At 46.5% G+C, this 19,975-nt stretch carries 10 protein-coding genes; 4 read left to right on the top strand and 6 right to left on the bottom strand.

Annotation, left to right across the window (positions count from 1 at the left end; genetic code table 11):
• Positions 1 to 58 precede the first annotated feature (58 nt).
• From I2F54_RS10290 to I2F54_RS10265, 6 genes are all read right to left on the bottom strand, one after another.
• Positions 59 to 1,333, bottom strand: a complete 1,275-nt coding sequence (locus tag I2F54_RS10290) for a TolC family protein (RefSeq protein WP_087425184.1) — start codon at positions 1,331 to 1,333, stop codon at positions 59 to 61.
• A 39-nt stretch (positions 1,334 to 1,372) separates the two neighbouring features.
• On the bottom strand, positions 1,373 to 4,402 hold the full coding sequence (locus tag I2F54_RS10285) for an efflux RND transporter permease subunit (RefSeq protein WP_195501129.1): 3,030 nt from the start codon (positions 4,400 to 4,402) through the stop codon (positions 1,373 to 1,375).
• A 51-nt stretch (positions 4,403 to 4,453) separates the two neighbouring features.
• Positions 4,454 to 5,506, bottom strand: coding sequence for an efflux RND transporter periplasmic adaptor subunit (locus I2F54_RS10280; RefSeq protein ID WP_195501128.1), 1,053 nt, complete (start codon positions 5,504 to 5,506; stop codon positions 4,454 to 4,456).
• Positions 5,507 to 5,515: 9 nt separating this feature from the next.
• A complete protein-coding gene (locus tag I2F54_RS10275) occupies positions 5,516 to 7,834 on the bottom strand; it encodes a family 65 glycosyl hydrolase domain-containing protein (protein WP_195501127.1) in 2,319 nt (772 codons plus the stop codon).
• A gap of 181 nt (positions 7,835 to 8,015) precedes the next feature.
• A complete protein-coding gene (locus I2F54_RS10270; RefSeq protein WP_195501126.1) occupies positions 8,016 to 9,386 on the bottom strand; it encodes an SLC45 family MFS transporter in 1,371 nt (456 codons plus the stop codon).
• A 36-nt stretch (positions 9,387 to 9,422) separates the two neighbouring features.
• On the bottom strand, positions 9,423 to 10,430 hold the full coding sequence (locus tag I2F54_RS10265; protein WP_039950921.1) for a LacI family DNA-binding transcriptional regulator: 1,008 nt from the start codon (positions 10,428 to 10,430) through the stop codon (positions 9,423 to 9,425).
• Positions 10,431 to 10,784: 354 nt separating this feature from the next.
• Here I2F54_RS10265 and I2F54_RS10260 point away from each other — a divergent pair, with 354 nt between their 5' ends.
• The 4 genes from I2F54_RS10260 to I2F54_RS10245 all read left to right on the top strand — a co-directional run bounded on the left by I2F54_RS10260 (position 10,785) and on the right by I2F54_RS10245 (position 19,963).
• Complete coding sequence (locus I2F54_RS10260) at positions 10,785 to 13,253, top strand: glycoside hydrolase family 2 TIM barrel-domain containing protein (protein ID WP_195501162.1); 2,469 nt, start codon at positions 10,785 to 10,787, stop codon at positions 13,251 to 13,253.
• A gap of 398 nt (positions 13,254 to 13,651) precedes the next feature.
• Positions 13,652 to 16,660 carry a SusC/RagA family TonB-linked outer membrane protein gene (locus I2F54_RS10255; protein WP_009122417.1) on the top strand — a complete coding sequence of 1,003 codons (3,009 nt, stop codon included), beginning with the start codon at positions 13,652 to 13,654 and terminating at the stop codon, positions 16,658 to 16,660.
• 12 nt (positions 16,661 to 16,672) lie between these two features.
• Entirely contained in the window at positions 16,673 to 18,301 is a 1,629-nt protein-coding gene (locus tag I2F54_RS10250; RefSeq protein ID WP_195501125.1) for a RagB/SusD family nutrient uptake outer membrane protein, read from the top strand.
• Positions 18,302 to 18,322: 21 nt separating this feature from the next.
• Positions 18,323 to 19,963 carry a SusE domain-containing protein gene (locus I2F54_RS10245; RefSeq protein WP_009122415.1) on the top strand — a complete coding sequence of 547 codons (1,641 nt, stop codon included), beginning with the start codon at positions 18,323 to 18,325 and terminating at the stop codon, positions 19,961 to 19,963.
• The last annotated feature ends 12 nt before the right edge of the window (positions 19,964 to 19,975 follow it).

Here is a 19,975-nt window from a genome sequence, read left to right as displayed (position 1 = left end):
TGAATGACAGAATGAGAAGCCATTCATAGTTTTAACACATTCTTTTTTACGCTTGCCTTTATTCACTGATGGCTTTCCTGTATTCGGCCACTGCCATTTTTGCGGCAAGGTGCGCGTTGATAAGGTTGGTTTGCGCTTGCGTCCACGAAAGTTGCGCGGAAAGCACATCGACCATGCTTGCCCTGCCTTCATTGTATGAGAACGTAACCAGGTCGAGATTCTCTTCGGCAAGCGCCATATTCTCTTGGGCTGTCTTTACCTGCTGTTCCGTTTCCGTCAGTTTGGTGGTAGCGGCGGATAATTCTTCCAAAATATTATCGGCTACATAGCTTTGCTGTAATCTCTGGATACCTATATATGCTTTTTGCTGGCGGTTGGTCTTGAAGCGTGCCCCCCATCGGAAAATGGGGATGTTGAGATTGAGCCCCGCAATGGGGGTGTGGGGTACGTCCTGTCCCATATAGGCGATACCGGTATCCCATCCGGTAGCCAAAAACATACTGAGTTGAGGATTGTACCGGCTGAGGGCGGCCTTGCGTTGCGCTTCGCTCTTGGCGATACTGACATTGGTTCCGGCATAGTCCGCACGGCGTCCTAATACTTCGTCGAGGCTCAGTAAATCGACGGGAGGAGAGCCGGCGCCGATTTCGCAAAGACTGTCTACCGCAGCGTCCGGTTTTACTCCCATCAGAATATTGAGTCGCTGCAAGGCGAGGGTATGGTTCTGACGGGCTTTGATGAACTGCAGTTCAGCCTCCTTCTTGCGGGTGGAAATCATTAATAAGTCCGTACGGCTGATGGCGCCGTCATCGAACCTGTCTTGAATGATGCTGTATTGCCGGTTGACAATCTCTTCAAAACGGGCGGCAGCTTCGAGTGTCGCCAATGCGGCCGAAGCGTTCCAATAAACAGCATCGCTCTGGTAGTGTATCTGGTCGAGTGTCAGCTCTATGGCAAGCTTATCCAGTTCCTCGTCGGCTTTGGCTATTCTCTTTTGGGCAATGAGCGAACCGCCTGTATAAAGAGGCTGCCCCAATGTAGCCAATGCCTGGTAGGTATAGGGACGGTATTGTCCCGCAGGACTGTTCCAAGCGTCCAGGTGGCTCAAGTTGGCAGTCCCTTCGGCGGTAATGTCTATCTTGGGCAGGAAGCCTGTCTGCGCTATTTTGCGGGCCTCGGTGCTTGCGGCGGTTTTCAGGCGTTGTTGCTTCAGCAGTTGGCTGTATGCTTCCACTTTATCCCGATAGGCCTCGCGGCTGAGATACGTTTCCTGCGCCTCGGCGCTTATGCCGAGACTGATTACTGATAATATAAGTATAATTTTTCTCATCATTCAAATAGTAAATCGTAAATAGTCAAATCGTAAATCCCTTCATCCTTTTATTCCCTGTATCGCACAGTAGGCCACAGGCAATACAAACAGGGTGAGTATCGAAGCTACCAGCAGACCGCCCATGATAGTGGCTGCCATACCGCCGAACATGGCGTCGAACAATAACGGCAGCATACCCAGAATGGTGGTGCCCGATGCCATGGCTACGGGAACGATACGGGTGGTCGTTGCGCTGATGACCGCTTCGCGCGGCGCTTTTCCGGCAGCCGTTTCCGCATCGATTTGGTCTACGAGGACAATGGCGTTCTTGATGTTCATCCCGATAAGTCCCAGTAAACCCAAGATGGCGAAAAAATCGAATGTCTTGCCCAATAGCAGCAGCCCCAATACGATGCCGATAAAGATGAGCGGCAACATCAGCAATATGACAATGGGCTTGCGGTAGGTCTTGAACAGGAACAGCAGGGTGACGAACATCAGGAAAAACGTCAGCGGCATATTGGCTGCCAGTGCGGCATTGGATTCGGCTTGGCTTTCCTGTTCGCCGAAGTACTTCATGGTATATCCTTCGGGGACGTCTATTTCGTTCTGCACCTGTTCCCATACACGGTTGAAGGCGGCAATGGCGTTTACTCCCCGGCGGGGGTCGGCTTGTGCCATCATAACCATTTGGCGGTTGTAGTCCTTTACATTGGAGAACTTATACTGATAGTCGAACTCACCGACCACCTGTTCCAGCGTGGTGGTTTCACGCGTAGTCCCGAATACGGGCAGTGTACGCAGGTCGTTAATGCGGAATGAGTCGGTTGTATTATCTTTCAGCAGGATAGGGAGTACTTGGTCGCCTTGCCGGTATTCTCCCAATGTCATTCCGTTGGTGCCGATTTGTATGCTTTGCGCCATGCTCTGGCGGGACACGCCTAACGGTTGCGCACGCTCCTGGCTGTATACGGGTTTCCATATGGGAATCTTGTTGCCCCATGAATTGCGTATATTGATAAGGTCTTTGTCACGGTGCATCATCTCCAGAACCCGGTTGGTCAGCGCCACTAAAGTATCCGTGTTATTGCCGATAAAGCCTATCTCGATAGCGGCATCTACGGCAGGCGAGAGCTTGAAGAGCGTGGTGCGGGTGATGGCATTGGGGTAATTCTCCTTCATATAGCTATCCAGATTCTCTTCATATTCCTTGGTATATTTGCTGTCTGTCACTTCTACCAGAAGGTTGGCGAAGTTGGGCTTCGGACCGACGGAAGTGGATGCCAGATAGTAGCGTAGCGGGGTACTGCCGAAGGTGACGGAAACCCGTTTCACTTCCGGCTGTTCCAGCAGATGGGCTTCCACTTTCTTCATTTCCTTCTCTACATCGCGGATACCGTATCCGTCGGGATAGAATACGTCGGCACGGAAATAGGGCTTGTCCAGTGAGGGGAAGAAGTTTTGCGGCATCAGTCCCATGACAACGAGGGAGAGGATAAACAATACGACCATGCTTCCCAACGTCAACGCTTTTTTGCGTATCAGCAGGCTGAGGACAGATGCGAACTTATGGTAGAAAGGCTTGTCGTAGGGATCTTTGTTGTTGCCGGTTCGGGCTTTCAGTATGAAGTTACCGAAAGTGGTGGTTTGCGTCAATGCCAGTACCCAGCTTAATCCTAACGAGATGGCCAAGACGATGAACAACGGCTTCACAATCTCGGCGACGGAAGACGGCGCAAGATAAAGCGGCAGGAAGGAGCAGATGGCTATAAACGTTGCTCCAAGCAGTCCCCATTGCGGTTTGGTGGCGCCGTCTATCAGCGCTTTCCGTCTGTTTACACCGCGGGCTATGGCGATTTGCGCGTTGTCGGTCACTACGATAGCGTTGTCCACCAACATTCCCATGGCGATGATGAAGCCTGCCAGCGAGGTACGGTTTAATCCGACTCCCAAAAATGACATGATAAGCAGCGTACCGCCGATGGAGAATATCAGTGAAGAACCGATGAGCACGCCGGCACGCATCCCCATTACCAGCATGATGATGACAATTACAATCAGAATGGATTCTATCAGGTTGATAATGAACCCATTGTTTGCTTCTTTGGCTATGATGTTTTCGGGATAAAGGCTTTCCAATTCCAGCCCTACGGGAATGAGAGGCAGCAGCTCGGCGAGTTTCTTGTCTACCAGTTCGCCGGTTTTTACTACATCCTTCTGCGGGTCGGTGGAGACACCGATGCCGATAGCCCGTTTTCCGTTGACGTGCATGATAGTACCGGGCGGGTCCATATAGCCCTTTTCGACAATGGCTATGTCGCCCAGCTTGACCTGGCCGCCGGGAGTGGTGATTAGCTGGTTACGGATGTCGTTGACGGTGGTATAAGTACCGTTGGCGATAATGCGCAACTGTTGTTCGCCCGCGCCGATTTCACCCGTATTGATAATCTGGTTCTGCGATTGCAGCAGGCTTGCCAGTTGTTTGGGGTCGATACCCATCCCCGCCAACTTGTTTACGGAGATAAAGATATTGATTACTTCCGTCTGTGTGCCGAACAGGGCTACTTTCATCACTCCTTCGGCGGTGATGACCTGAGTTTTGATGCGTTCCGCCCAGTTGCGCATTTCTTCATAAGAGAAACCGTCGTCGCCGACCAGTCCGTAATAAATGCCGAATACATCGCCGAAGTCGTCCGATACCGTTGGCACGGAAGCTCCGGCGGGCAGTTGGGGCTGTATGTTGAGAACCTTACGACGCAGTTCATCCCACTTCTGCGGGATAGATGCTGCGGAGAGCGAAGGTTGCAACTCGAACGTAATCTTGGAAAGTCCGTACATGGACTCCGACTTTATCTTGTACACTCCGCTCATACTCTGTATTTCGCGGGAGATAGGTTCGGTAATGAGCCGTTCCACTTCAGTGGGTTCGGCTCCGGGATAGCGTGTCATAATGACCGCTGTCTTGATGACAAAGGGGGCGTCTTCTTTCTTTCCCAAACGACCGAATGAGAATATGCCGCCGATGAGCAATACGGCAAGGAAGAAATAGACAATCTTTGTATTGTCTAATGAATATTTGGCTAAGTTCATATGTAAAAGGTGATAGGGTGATAAAGTTATAAAGTGATAGGGGAAAGGCTGTTACTCTACCTCTTTTACTCTCTGCCCCTCTACGAGCTGGTATACTCCGGCGATAACGACGGTTTCATCCGGTTTCAGCCCTTTGGAGATGAGAATATTGGCTTCACCGGTCGGTGAATATACGGTTACTTCGCGACGGCTTACCCTGTTGTCTTTCACGATCCATACATAGGTGTTCTTGTTCTCGCTGTCGCCGAATACGGCGCTTAGCGGTACATTCATCAGCTTTTCCTCTATGAAAGGGGCGATGTCCGAGGCGAGACGGATGTTACAGGTAAATCCGGGCTTCACATCATATACGGCACGGTCAAAAGCTGGGTCGTCAATGGTGATGGTAACCGGGATGCCCGTACCGTCTGTTGAAATATCGAGATATTCTTCCAGTTTGGCGTTGAATATCGTACCCTTATAAGTATCGAACTCCACTTTGAACGTGGCGTCTTTGGCACGAAGCAGATACAGGTAATCATCGGGTACGGTGAATTTTATACGCAGTTTCTGCGTATTTACCAGCCGTACGATCCCCTCTCCCGAATTGACACGCTGATAGTTCTCTACCAGACGCTTTTCGATGGAGCCGTCGAAAGGGGCGAGCAGTTTTGTATCCCGCATATTGTTGGTGGATAACTCGTAGGCGGATTTGGCCTTTTGATAATTGGCTGCGCTGATTTCATACTCCTGCAAGGAAATGGCCTGGCGGCTCAGCAGACGCTTGTTGCGCTCGACCTGTGCGGCAGCGGTTTCATAGGCAGCCTTGTCGGCGGCATATTGCAGGGAGATATCCCGGGGGTCGATGGCGGCGATCAGTTGTCCTTTCCTTACCCTTTGTCCTTCCACTACCGGAAGGTTGATGATTTGTCCGCTGACACGGAATGCCAGTTTCACATATTCCACCGCTTCTACCATGCCGGAGAAATCCTTGAGAATGACTGACTGTGAACGTACGGTAGCGGTTTTCACAGGTCGAACGAGGGTGGTTTCTTCCCTCTTTTTTTGCCCGCAGGACGTAATGATGAACGTCACCGCCAAGGCGAACAGATACATTTTCTTCATTTATTCCGATTAAGACAAGTCTTTGAGGTTGACGGTCAAAGCCAACCCTTGTCTTAATTCATAAACGTTTTGATATACCTGTATGTTCAGTTGGCTTCCGGCGGTCAGGCTGATTTTTATCTCTTTGCTTACCTGTATATGCAGCGTATTGCCTAAGTAGTTCACTTTGAACGAGTAACTGCTCCATTTCTCCGGTATGACGGGTTCTATCTTGAGTGTGTCGTTCAGTATTTGCAATCCCGCAAACCCGCGCACGATAGCCAGCCAACTGCCCGGCATACTGGTGATATGCAGTCCCTGGTCTCCTTCGTTGTTGTAGTCGTCCAGGTCGAGGCGGGTGGCGTGTAAGAATAATTGATACGCTTTCTCCACCTTTCCGATGCGTGCGGCAAGAATGGAATGGATATGCGGGGAAAGGGACGATTCGTGCACGGTCATCGGTTCGTAGAACTCAAAGTTACGGCGGATGGTTTCCCGGTCGAAGTTGAAATAATAGAGGTATAGCCCGAGCAGAACGTCACCCTGCTTGATGTAACAGGAACGCAGGATACGATCCCACGACCAGTACTGGTTGATGGGGCGCTCGCCATCGGGAATGGCATCGGCGCTTTGCAGAACTTTGTCCATATAACCGTCGTTTTGCACGAAGATACCGCGTTCCGGGTCTTCCGGCAGATATATCCGTTCGATAATATCCCGCCAGCGTTCGCTCTCTTCCGTATAGTTCAGACGGGTGATACGGCGTATGCGGGCGTATTCGTCGGGGTATTGCCGTGCGATGATTTCAAGGAAACTGAGGGTGGTTCTGAGACAGCGCATGCAGGAGTAGTTGGTGTACCAGTTATTGTCTACGTTATTCTCGTATTCGTTGGGTCCGGTAACTCCCAAAATGACGTATTGCTGTTTGGATTGTGAGAAAGACACCCGTTGGCTCCAGAAGCGGCTGATGGCTATCATTACTTCCAGTCCGTAGCGGGCGATGTAATCCAGTGTGCCTGTGAGGGTGGAGTGTTGCAGAATGGCATAGACAATCATGTTGTTCCGGTGAATCTCTTCAAAGGTAATCTCCCATTCGCTGTGACACTCCTCTCCATTGCTGGTGACTTGCGGAAAGAGGGCGGCTCCATTGCCGAATCCTAACTTACGGGCATTCTCAATGGCTTTAGGCAGTTGTTTATAGCGGTACATCAGCAGGTTCTCGGCAATCTTCTTCGGAGTGGAAAGCAGGAAGAAGGGCACGCAACACAATTCGGTATTCCAGTAAGTGTTTCCGCCGTACTTTTCTCCGGTGAAACCTTTGGGGCCGATATTCAGCCGAGGGTCGTCTCCCCGGTATGTCTGGTAGAGTTGGAAGATATTATAGCGTATGCCTTGCTGGGCTTCCGGGTCTCCTTCGATGATAACGTCGGTTTCGTTCCATATCTCCTGCCAGGCTTGCCGGTGCTCCTGCACCAGAACATCCCAACCCGTACTCCGGGCTTTCCGGGCTTCCGAGACGGACGCTTCTATCAAGTCCTGCCGCTCATAATAGAGGGACGATGCGATGGCAATGTATTTAATGAGCGTTACGGTGTCACCCGGTTTCACTTCTACACCTACGCTGAATCCGGTTTGCTTTTCTTTTTCGATACGTATCGGGTTGGCGAATGTCTCTTTATTGTTCTTGAAAAACCGATAGGTCATGGCATAGCATATTTGCGCGTCTTCCCGTCTGGTCTGCGTCCACAGATAGGCGCAATCGCTGGTGGTGCCGGAGCGCAGGATATTCCAAATCTTTTCGTCAGGATGCTCGGCTTGGTTCACGATGTCGCCGTCGAAAGTAGGCACGAGGGAAATCTTGCCTGTGTAGTTGACGGACGTAACGCTATATTTTATAAGGCAGAGGTTGGGATGAGCCATGTCGGTGATATGTTCCACGTGCAGACGGAGCTTGTTTCCTCGCGGAGAGGTGACTTCCGCATCCCGATAGGAGATACCTGTTTTCATGTCGAGGCGTCTGTTGAAACTGTCTACATCCCATTGAGCCAAATCCAGCTCCTCATCGATAAGGCGCAGGCTGATACGGCTCCAGTCCGGAGCATTGGGAATGCGTGTGTAGAACCGTGGAAAACCGTTCTTCCACCAGCCTACACGGGTCTTGTCCAGAAATGTGATGCCTGCCACGAATGCGCCGCGATAGCTGTCGCTACTGTATGGCTCTTCAAAATATCCCCGTTGTCCGAAACGGCCGTTCCCAAGACTGAATATGCTTTCCGACCATCGCATGCGGTCGGCTTGAAAACTATCTTCTATAATATTCCATTCGTCAGTTTTAAGGTATTTCTTCATGGCAGTCTTTTTCTGTGTTATCGGTGTAAAGATAAACAAATAAAAGGATAAACAAATAAGATGCGGGAAAAAGAAACGCCCCGTTCATCGGTGAGGAACGGGGCGTCGGTCGGTGAGGAAGGATATGTTCATCGGTGAGTGACCGACATCCTTTCCACGGTATGTTCGGAGAAGGGTCGGTTTACGACCTTTCTCCTTTGGTCTCTTTTATCAAATATACGCAGACGGCTCCGATAATGAGCATCACACCCGCCATTACCAGCATGTTTATTTCCGGGGGAAGCATTCCTTTCGGCGTAAACAGTGCCAGAATACTTCCGCCTAATGCCGCTGCCACGATTTGCGGGATACAGATGGTTCCGTTGAACAGTCCGAGGTATGTGCCCATGTGTCCGCCGGACAGGGCGTTGGTCAGGATGGTGAAAGGCAGCGCCAGCATGGCGGCCCATGCGCAACCTATCAGCAGGAAAGAGATGAACAGCACATACTGGCTGTGTACAAAATAAGTGGATATGAAGCCGATGCCGCCCAACACGAGGCTCAGCGCGTAAATGAAGCGGCGGTCTTTGAACATAGGGATGCAGACCGCCCAAAGTACAGAGCCGATGGCTTGTACGGCAAACAGTACGCCTACCCAGTTGGTGGCTTCCTGATATTGCAGGCTCTTGGTGTCAAGAACTATTTTAGTGATTCCGTTTACAGTGTGCTCAACGGTCGGTGCGTCAAAAACATTTGCGGCTATGCTGCCGTTGGTGTATGTCCACATAAACATAAAAGCGAACCAGCAGAAGAACTGCACCAGTCCTACCGTCCAAAAGGCTTTCGGCGCTTTAACCAGCAGCTTCAGCATATTGACTTTCTCATGTTCCTGTTCTTCTGTGATGCCATGATACTCGGCATATTCCGCAGGCGGCATTTCCTTGACTTTGACCGTTGTATAAATAACGCAGAATATCAGGATAGCGGCTCCGATGTAGAACGAATAGATTACAGAATCGGGAATTACCCCCTGCGGCGCCGTATTGCTGATGCCCACCCACGCAAATATAAACGGGAACAGATACCCCACCAGACTGCCGGCATTGCATAGGAAACTCTGAATGGAATAGGCGAGTCCTTTCTGTTTCTCATTCACCATATCGCCTACCATCATCTTGAACGGTTGCATCGCCATATTGATAGAGGTGTCCAGAAACATCAGCGATACCAGACCGAAAATCATGGCCGTACTTACCGCCATGCCGAAGCTGCCCGCATTGGGCAGCAGGCACATGACGAGCACCGCAACCAGCGAACCGATGAATAAATAAGGAATGCGACGTCCGAATCTCGTCCAGGTCTTGTCGCTGGCGGCTCCTACAATAGGCTGCACTATGATACCTGCCAACGGCGGTAATATCCAGAAATAACTCAAACTGTGCGGGTCAGCTCCCAAAGTGGAGAATATACGGCTGATATTCGCGCTTTGCAGGGCATACGCGATCTGTACGCCAAAAAAACCGAAGCTGATGTTCCACAGTTTCCAGAAACTTAAATCGGGTTTTACTTTCATTGTTCTTTTGTTTTTTATGATATTAGTTATAATTCATTATTTCGTCGTTCCCCTCACCACCAGATTCGTCCGTACAATCTTATTGGTGCTTTTCTCCTCACTCCCTTCCAGCTTGTCGGTAAGGATGCCGAATGCGCTCTTGCCGACTTCCTCTCCATGCTGCTCCACCGTTGTCAGTTTCGGGTCGGTACTTTGGGCGATGGCTCCGTCGGTGAATCCGCAGATAGAAACCTCGTCCGGTACTTTTAGTCCCACCAGCTTGCAGGCATACAATATGCCTGCCGCCGTTTCGTCGTTAATCGCAAAGAATCCGTCGGGGCGGTTGTCGCTTTCCAGCAAATCGGGTGTTATGGCAATGGCGCGTTCGCGATTGTCGCATAGCTTAATCATGCTGTCGTCTACGGGAACCTTGTATTTCTTCATGGCATCCAGATAACCGTTACGCCGGTTCTTGGTAATTTCAAGATGCGGATCGGCTCCATAAAAGAAGATGCGTTTACATCCTGTCTGAATCATGTACTCCACAGCGGCAAACGAACCGGCATAGTCGTCGACCACTACTCGCTCCGTCTTCAGTCCGGTACAGATGCGGTCGTAGAAAACAATCGGAATATTATTATTTAAGAGTTCCTGATAATGATCGTATTGTTCCGTATTCTTGGCAAGAGATGCAATGACGCCACAGACACGGGCGGCGAGAAAAGAATGAACTATTTTTACTTCCTGCCCGTACGATTCGTTGCTTTGCGCCACGATTATATTGTAACCGGCTTCGGCCGCCGCCGTTTCGATACCGCTCAACACGCACGAAAAGAAGTGATGCACCAGTTGGGGCACAATCACGCCAATCGTGTTGCTGCGGCTTGAACGAAGGTTGACGGCAAGTACATTGGGCTTATAATTATGTTCGCGCGCGTAGGCATGGATGAGGTCACGGGTTTCCCGGCTGATGTCCGGATTGTCCTTGAGCGCTCTCGATACGGTGGAAGGAGAGACATTCAACGCCCGGGCAATATCCTTGATAGTTATCTGCGGTTTGTTCATGAGTATTATTTCTTTTTCAGCCAAAGGTAATGCAAACCGAAGGCAGTACAAAATATGCTTGCTTATTTTTAATGCTGAGTGCGGCTTATCTTATTTTAAAGATAATGCAAGCCGAAAGCGGTACAAAATGAACTTGCTTATTTTAGCTTCTCCGATGCGATTGCAAAAATAGGGGAATCTCGGAATAAATGCTTTATTGTTGACAGCAATCGGGTTAAGTATAAATGCAAACGATTGCATATTCATTATCTTTGACTAATTATTGATGGGACAGACCGGAGTAGCCGCAATTTTTCTATATTTGCAGAAAAATAATTTACGACTATGAATTGCATGAATTTGGGGACTTTACGAATGTTGATTGTAGGTTGCGGGCTTTTCCTGTCTGCTATGATACAAGCACAGCGTTCGGAATTTTTGCTTGAGAAGAATTGGAAATTTACTAAGGGTGATGTAACCGGGGCCGTATCGCCGGAGTTTGACGACAGTAAGTGGGAGTCTGTCAGCGTACCGCACGATTGGGCTATCTTCGGACCTTTCGACCGCAACAACGATTTGCAGAATGTTGCCATTACACAGAATTTTGAGAAGAAGGCATCCGTTAAGACAGGGCGTTCCGGCGGACTGCCGTACGTGGGCGTTGGCTGGTATCGTACGAAATTCGATGTTCCTGCCGGCAAACAGGCAACGCTGGTTTTTGACGGAGCCATGAGTGAAGCCCGTGTGTACGTCAATGGGAAAGAAGCCTGCTTTTGGCCATTTGGCTATAATTCTTTCCATTGCAACGTTACGGAACTGCTGAATGAGAATGGTAAGAATAATGTGTTGTCGGTTCGCCTGGAGAACAAACCGCAGTCTTCCCGCTGGTATCCCGGTGCAGGACTGTATCGCAATGTACGTGTAGTAACAACAGACCGTATCTATGTTCCGGTGTGGGGCACGCAACTCACTACTCCGCACGTATCTTCCGAATACGCTTCCGTACGTCTGCGCACGGAGATAGCCAATGCGGGAGAAAATAATATCCGTGTGGTAACGGAGATTGTATCGCCGGACGGTAAGGTGGTTGCCGTAAAAGATAATACAGGTAAGATTAATCACGGCCGACCTTTCGAACAGAATTTTCTGGTAAACAGTCCCGCCTTATGGTCGCCGGAGACACCTTATTTATATAAGGCATCTTCCAAAATATACGTAGACGGTAAACAGGTGGATGAATACATCACCCGCTTCGGTATTCGCAGCATAGAGATTGTTGCCGACAAAGGCTTCTTCCTGAATGGCAAGCACCGTAAATTTCAGGGCGTCTGCAATCATCACGACTTAGGACCTTTGGGAGCTGCTGTCAATGTAGCCGCCCTTCGCCGCCAGCTTACGCTGTTGAAGGATATGGGTTGCGATGCAGTCCGTACCTCACACAATATGCCGGCCCCGGAATTAGTGGAGCTTTGTGATGAGATGGGCTTTATGATGATGATAGAGCCTTTTGACGAATGGGACATTGCCAAATGTGAAAACGGTTATCACCGCTACTTTGGCGAATGGGCGGAGCGGGACATGGTGAATATGTTGCGTCATTACCGTAATAATGCCAGTGTGGTAATGTGGAGCATTGGCAATGAAGTGCCTACGCAATGCAGTCCGGAAGGTTATAAAGTCGCTTCGTTCCTGCAGGATATATGCCATCGTGAAGACCCTACGCGTCCTGTTACCTGCGGTATGGATCAGGTGTCTTGTGTCTTGGAAAACGGATTTGCCGCCATGATAGACGTACCCGGTCTTAACTATCGTGCTCACCGTTATGTAGAATCCTATAATGCGCTTCCGCAAAATATCATTCTGGGTTCGGAGACTGCTTCTACCGTCAGTTCACGCGGCGTCTATAAATTTCCGGTGGAGAAGCGTGCCAGTGTGCGGTATGACGACCATCAATGTTCGGGATATGACGTAGAGTGTTGCTATTGGTCTAATATCCCCGATGTGGACTTTGCCTTGGCTGATGATTATGACTGGACTATCGGGCAGTTTGTCTGGACTGGTTTCGACTATTTGGGTGAACCTTCTCCATACGATACGGATTCCTGGCCCAGCCATAGCTCCGTATTCGGTATCATAGACCTGGCAAGTCTGCCTAAAGACCGTTATTACCTGTATCGCAGCATTTGGAACAAGAATGTGAATACGCTGCATATCCTTCCTCATTGGACATGGCCGGGCAGGGAAGGAGAGAATACTCCCGTTTTCGTTTATACCAACTATCCCGGCGCAGAGCTTTTTATCAATGGTAAGAGCTACGGCAAGCAGCGTAAACTTACAGCCGGAGAGAGTGAAGCCTTGCAGGGTAAAGACTCGCTTGCCTTGCAGCGTCGCTACCGCCTGATGTGGATGGATGTTCCTTATGAACCGGGCGAACTGAAAGTTGTAGCCTATGATGCTGCCGGCAAACCGGTAGAGGAAAAAACAGTCTATACCGCCGGCAAGCCTCATCATCTGGAATTGGTGGCAGACCGTACCGGACTTGTTGCCGATGGCAAAGATTTGGCATATATCACGGTCCGTGTTGTCGATAAAGACGGTAATCTTTGTCCGTCCGACAATCGTCTTGTTTCTTTCTCTGTGAAGGGAGCCGGCCGTTATCGCGCCGCCGCTAATGGTGACGCCACCAGCCTCGACCTTTTCCACTTGCCCAAGATGCCCGCTTTCAATGGACAGTTGACGGCTATTGTGCAGAGTACGGAGCAATCCGGTGAGATTGTTTTTGAAGCCAAAGCCAAAGGTCTGCGGACAGGAAAAATCGTATTGTCTGCCGGTACACAGCGCTAATTTGCCCTGTTTCTTTTGTTGCAGGGGAATAAACAGTATTCGAGTGCAGGCAAAACCGTCTTATCCCGGATTTAGTTGATTATTGGAATTGTCAACTGAATCCGGAGTAAGACGGTTTTTATATTATTGTTGGCGTGTTTCCTTTTATGGCTTGCAACAGCTATTCCCTTCTTTTTGTTCGCTGTCACTGCGTATCAGACCACAAATATGATGCAATCGTTTGCATTCTTCTTGCTGCACTTTTTGCAGTATCTGTGTTTCTTACTCGATAATATGGCATACATTTGTTGTATCATAATAAAGTATTTGAAGTACGTTCTGCAATAATGTTAATATACTGAAACGTTTTTTGAATATACTATAGATAATTAATATTGTTAACTTTAATTTTTGAATGCATGAAGCAAGTTAATCTTAGAATCTATCGAACGATTCTTCCCTTGTTATTAGGGCTATTCTTGTCAGTTGGCGCTTATGCACAGAACATCACGGTGAAAGGGCATGTGAAAGATGCTTTAGGTGGTGTGATTGGTGCTAATGTCGTGGAAAAAGGAAATACCACAAACGGTACTATTACGGATTTGGATGGTAATTTTACGTTAACGGTTCCCAAGGGAGCTACTTTGGTAGTTTCTTTTATCGGTTATAAAAGTCAGGAAGTACTTGCGGCTCCTTCTGTAGTAGTGACAATGGAAGATGATTCGCAATTATTGGATGCGGTAGTTGTAATCGGATACGGTTCGGTGAAGAAAAATGACCTGACAGGTTCGGTAACAGCAATCGACGCAGAAAAGATGGTAAAGGGTGCTGCAACTTCTGCTTCCGACCTTTTGGTTGGTAAAGCTGCCGGTGTAAGTGTCATTACCGATGGCGGTGCTCCGGGAGCCAGCGCTACGATTCGTGTACGCGGCGGTTCATCAATGTCAGCCAGCAACGATCCGTTGATTGTAATTGATGGCGTACCTGTGGATAATGAGGGGGTGAATGGTATGTCAAATCCGTTGGCTACTATACACCCTAATGATATTGAGACATTTACTATTCTAAAGGATGCCTCTTCAACGGCTATTTATGGTTCGCGTGCATCCAATGGCGTTATTATTATTACTACGAAAAAAGGACAGTCCGGCAAACCGAGAGTTTCTTATAACGGTTCATTTTCCATTAGTACGAAAACAAAGACTGTTGATGTAATGGGTGCTGATGAGTTCCGTGCTTTTGTAGAGGATAAATACGGAAAGGAAAGTAACCAATACGCAGCTTTGGGAAAAGCTTCTACAGATTGGCAGGATGAGATTTTCCGTACAGCTTTCAGTACCGATCATAATGTAAGCGTTTCAGGCTCTATTCCTAATATGCCTTACCGTGTATCTGTTGCATATACAAATGAAAATGGTATCTTGAAAACCTCTAATCTGCAACGTCTGACCGGTGCAATTAATTTGAATCCGACTTTCTTTGATAAGAAGTTGAATATTAATTTGAATGTGAAAGGTGTGTATAATACAAATCGTTTTGCAGATAAGGCTGCAATCGGTCTGGCTACTCAATACGATCCTACACAACCGGTGTACATGTCAAATTCCGATTATGGTAACGGTTATTATATGGCTATGGCTTCCGATAATAAACCTATTGGTATTGCATTGGCTAATCCGGTTGCTATGCTCGAACAAAAACATGATGAGTCTACCGTATATAGAAGTATCGGTAATGCGCAGATTGATTATAAGATGCATTTCCTGCCGGAACTCCGTGCCAACTTGAATTTGGGTTATGATATCTCAAAGAGTAAAGGTGATGTTATTATCGAAGATAATTCTCCCATGACTTGGTGTAGTGGTAACTACAAACAAGGGTGGGGGGATAACTCTCATTACAGTCAGTTGAAGCGTAACTTATTGCTGGATTTCTATTTGAATTATGCAAAAGATTTTGGAATACATAATATAGATGTGATGGCCGGTTATTCATGGCAACACTTCTACAAAAGCGAAAAGAATTCTTATCCTTATTCTGCGGCACAAGCTGAAATAGAAGGAAAGAAAGAATATAAAGATGGTGACAGTTATGAAACTGAAAATTACTTGGTTTCGTTCTTCGGACGTTTGAACTATTCTTTAATGAATCGTTACTTGTTGACATTCACATTGCGTGAGGATGGTTCTTCCCGATTTAACAAGGATAATCGTTGGGGACTTTTCCCGTCTGTGGCTTTGGCTTGGAAGATTAATGAGGAAACCTTTATGAAAAAGTTTGATTTCTTGTCCGATTTGAAGTTGCGTTTGGGCTATGGTGTAACAGGTCAGCAGAATTTGGATAATGGTGATTATCCTTATTTACCACGTTATATGGATAGTAAGGCCGGTGCAAGTTACTTTTTCGGTGATACTCAATATAGTCTGATTGCTCCATTGGCATATGATAAGAATCTGAAGTGGGAAGAAACTACTACTTGGAATGCAGGTATTGATTACGGTTTCTTGAATGGACGTATTACCGGTGCTTTGGATTTCTATTATCGTAAAACAGAGGATTTGCTGAATACGGTAGCTATCGCCGCCGGAACAAATTTCAGTAACCAGTTGCTGACCAATGTAGGTACATTGGAAAATAAAGGTGTGGAATTTACAATAAACGCACATGCCATTACTACGAAAGACTGGAAGTGGACAATAGGCTATAACATCTCTTACAATAAAAATGAAATTACAAAGATGACTATCAATGATGATCCTAACTATGTGGGTGTTATTCATGGTGGTATTGATGGTGGTACAGGATATAATGTAATGATTAATGCTGTTAATAATCCGTATAACTCATTTTATGTGTTTGAACAGATTTATGACCAGAATGGTAAACCTATCGAAGGTGCTTACGTAGACCATAACGGTGACGGAAAAGTAGGAGAGAAAGATAATGACGGAGACTTAATCGCTTATAAAAAGTCTGCTCCGGATGTATTCATGGGATTGACCTCTCAACTTTCCTATAAGAATTGGGATTTCTCCTTTGCTTTGCGCGCAAGTATTGGCAACTATGCTTATAACAATGTACAATCAAACCGTGAGTCATGGGGTGGTTCGGAAATGTTCGATAATACGGGATTTTTGAAGAATCGTGTAACAAGCGCTACTTATACGGACTTTAAAGATGCCCGTCGTCGTTCCAGCTATTATGTTCAGAACGCTTCATTCCTGAGAATGGATAACATCTCTTTGGGATATACGTTTAATAAATTGTTCAATAATCGTCAGAGTGCCCGTGTTTATGCAACGGTACAGAATCCGTTTGTTATCACTAAGTATGACGGTATTGATCCGGAAATTAGCGGTGAAGGTATTGATAATAATATTTATCCGCGTCCTCGCGTGTTTATGATTGGACTTAACCTTAATTTTTAATAGAAGAATATTATGAGAACATTAAAGTATAAATATTATATTTCAGCGACGTTGGTTAGTCTGATGCTGTCAGGAACCTCATGTATCGGAGATTTGGATACTGTTCCTTTGTCTCCTACAGAGCAGACTTCCGACAATGTGTTCGGTAATGAAGAAATAACTTATGTTGAGAGTTTGGCAAAGATATATGCCGGTATGGCAATCGGTGGTAATAAAGGTGGTGACTCCGATCAGGATGTAGCCGGTATTGATGGTGGTAGCCAGGCTTCTTTTTTGCGTGTACTTTGGAATATGCAGGAACTTCCCACCGATATGGCACATTGTGCATGGAGTGACCCGGGTATTCCCGGTTTTAATCAGGTTTCATGGGGAGCGGACAGTCCATGGATTAAAGGTTCTTATTATCGCTTATTCTATCAAATAAATCTGTCGAATGCTTTTTTGCGTGAAACTACAGATGAAAAGCTGGCTGAACGCCGTTGTGATGCAGCTTTAGTGGATAAAATGAAGGAGTATCGTGCCGAAGCAAGATTCTTGCGTGCTTTGAATTACTGGTATTTGCTTGATTTATATCGTAATGTACCTTTGGTTACGGAAGATAGCGCTATTGGCGAGAAAGTGCTTCCAAGTCAGGTTACTCCACAGGAACTGTATGATTTCATTGAAACGGAATTGACGGAATGCGTCGACGATATGCTGGATCCGGTTGTTGGATATTCCCAACAGTATGGCCATGCTAATAAAGCGGCTGCCTGGAGTTTACTCTCACGTTTGTATTTGAATGCGAAAGTATATATCGGGCAAGAGAAATATACGGAATGTATAGATGCTTGTAAGAAAGTTATTGCTTCGGGGTACACCTTAGATCCAGAATATAAAGCTATATTCTGCGCAGATAATGACCACTCGGTAGAAATGATTTTCCCGGTTCGTTACGAGGGAGATCAGACAATGACATGGGGTGGAATGACGGCTTTCATTAACTGGGGAGCAGCCGATTTAAAGGATGAAGTCAATGGTAAGGATGCTTGGCAGGGTGTTCGTGCTAAATCTTCTTTGTTGAGGCTTTTTGAAAAAGAAAATGCTTCGGAGAAAGATATGCGTAAATCTATGTTGCATACAGAACTGACTACCAATATTGAGATTGTGAACCAGACGGAATTCTTAAATAATGGTATTCCGGTAGCCAAATATTATAATAAGTATAAAGATGGAACATTGCCGCCGTCTAAAGAGGCGTATACGGATTTCCCGCTATTCCGTTTAGGAGAAATCTATCTGAATTATGCAGAGGCCGTGTTACGTGGCGGAACAGGCGGAAGTCGTACTACGGCTTTGGGATATGTAAACGATTTGCGTAAACGTGCTTATGATCAGGATGCTGCAGCTACAGTTAGCGATTCAGACTTGACTTTGGATTTATTGCTGGATGAACGTGGACGTGAGTTTTTCTTCGAGGCGCAAAGACGTACGGATTTGATTCGTTTTGATGTGTTTACTGGCGACAGTTATTTATGGCCGTGGAAAGGTGGCGCCGTTGAAGGTATTTCGGTAGGTGATTATCTGAAGATTTACCCGTTGCCTTCTGATGAAATCGGCTCTAATACAAACTTAGTACAAAATCCTGGTTATCAGAAATAACCTATATATAAAGAACAAATTATGAAAAAGATATATTTATATACTTTATTACTGGGACTTGTGGGATTGACATCTTGTGAAGATGATGCAACTCCGGTGCTTAGTGTTAAGGCGAATGCGATACTTCAGGAACTTCCCAAAAGTGATTATGTGTTTACTGCGGATAATGCGTCCGAGCCGTTTACTGTTAAATGGACACCTACGGATTATGGCTTTCAGGCATCTACCTCTTATACAGTAATGCTTACTAATCTTGCCAATGAGAAAAGTGTGGAATTAGGAACAACCAGCGCCAATGAATTGAGTCTTACCAATGAAAATATTAACCTTTTGATGAATGACCTGAATGTATATCCCGGGCAAAAGGGTGAACTGGCTATTTCATTAGATTACTCCGCTTATGAAGGAAAGTTGGATAGCGTGGCTGGTAATGTCATTAAATTTAAGGCAACTCCTTATGACCCGAGAACGGTGAATATAGATTGGGATTATGCTTATGTTGCTGTTTATAAACCTGCCGTAACGAAAGCTGCCGCTAATGCCGATTGGAACTGGGCAACAGCTTATATGATTGGCGATGTGAATGGTGATGGTAAATATGAAGGTTGGGTTAATTTTGAAGAGGATAACTTGATATATAAAGTATTAGACGGAAAAACATATGAAGTTTTGGGTGAAGGTCAGACTGTTGCCAAGAAAGGATTTTATCAAATCAGTGTAGTGGAAGGCGAAGTAACTCAGTCTGCAAACCCTGTTCTGTGGGGAGTAGCCGGAGATGCCACTCCTAAAGGTTGGGGGGAAATGACCAAATTGGATTATAATTCGGAGACCCGTTTGTGGTCGAAGGTCATTAAGTTACTGGCTGGAAAGGAATTTAAATTTAGAGCAGATCCCGAACAATGGTATGGAATAGCTACTACTAACACCAATAATGATGGTGGTGTGCTTGGCGGTGAGGAAAATATAAAGGTGATAGCGGAAGAGGATCAGACTTATTTGGTTACTTTGAACTTAACGGAAGTTGGTAAATACTCGTATACTTTGGAAGCTGTTGACTTTGTTCCTTCTACAGAATTTATTTATCTGCCAGGAGATTATCAGAAAGATGGAACGGCGGATGCTTCTGCAGATGATTGCTTGAAGATTCAATCACCGGGTTTGGATTATATCTATACTGGAACATTTGTTCTTTATAAAGATAAATCATTTAATTTTTATGAAGATACAGATGTGTATTATGGTATAAATGGTGAAATCAAGTGGGAAGAAGATGGTTCCAAAGGAACATTCAACATACAGAAGAATGCCGGCGATAAAATTAAAATGGATAGAAGTGGTAATTTCCGTATGGATTTGGATACAAAGAATTTGACCGGTACTATAACTAAGGCAGGTTGGGAAGTGATTGGTGATGCTACCCCTGGTGAATGGAGTGCAGGAACAGTAATGGATTATGATCCGGAAACAAAACTGTGGTCTATCACCGTTACTTTAAAAGATGGTGGAATGAAATTCCGTAAAGATGGAGATTGGAGTAAAGGCGACTTAGGTGGTGATTTAAGTGCTTTAACTGATGGTGGTGGAAATATAACAGTTACTGCCGGAACTTACGAAATAGTACTGAACGTAGAAGCCAAAACTGCAACAATGACTAAGAAGTAAACTCTTTATTGA

Origin of the sequence: Bacteroides clarus, from assembly GCF_015555825.1 — a bacterium.
GTDB classification, from domain to species: domain Bacteria; phylum Bacteroidota; class Bacteroidia; order Bacteroidales; family Bacteroidaceae; genus Bacteroides; species Bacteroides clarus.
Note: the sequence above shows the minus strand (reverse complement) of the source record. Positions and strands in the feature narration are given on the sequence as shown.

What these genes read in the sequence shown, in the direction of transcription:
- I2F54_RS10250 (WP_195501125.1), top strand. Translation starts at nt 16,673, where the DNA reads ATGAGAACATTAAAGTATAAATATTATATTTCAGCGACGTTGGTTAGT.
- I2F54_RS10270 (WP_195501126.1), bottom strand. Translation starts at nt 9,386, where the DNA reads ATGAAAGTAAAACCCGATTTAAGTTTCTGGAAACTGTGGAACATCAGC.
- I2F54_RS10285 (WP_195501129.1), bottom strand. Translation starts at nt 4,402, where the DNA reads ATGAACTTAGCCAAATATTCATTAGACAATACAAAGATTGTCTATTTC.
- I2F54_RS10260 (WP_195501162.1), top strand. Translation starts at nt 10,785, where the DNA reads ATGTTGATTGTAGGTTGCGGGCTTTTCCTGTCTGCTATGATACAAGCA.
- I2F54_RS10265 (WP_039950921.1), bottom strand. Translation starts at nt 10,430, where the DNA reads ATGAACAAACCGCAGATAACTATCAAGGATATTGCCCGGGCGTTGAAT.
- I2F54_RS10245 (WP_009122415.1), top strand. Translation starts at nt 18,323, where the DNA reads ATGAAAAAGATATATTTATATACTTTATTACTGGGACTTGTGGGATTG.
- I2F54_RS10275 (WP_195501127.1), bottom strand. Translation starts at nt 7,834, where the DNA reads ATGAAGAAATACCTTAAAACTGACGAATGGAATATTATAGAAGATAGT.
- I2F54_RS10255 (WP_009122417.1), top strand. Translation starts at nt 13,652, where the DNA reads ATGAAGCAAGTTAATCTTAGAATCTATCGAACGATTCTTCCCTTGTTA.
- I2F54_RS10280 (WP_195501128.1), bottom strand. Translation starts at nt 5,506, where the DNA reads ATGAAGAAAATGTATCTGTTCGCCTTGGCGGTGACGTTCATCATTACG.
- I2F54_RS10290 (WP_087425184.1), bottom strand. Translation starts at nt 1,333, where the DNA reads ATGATGAGAAAAATTATACTTATATTATCAGTAATCAGTCTCGGCATA.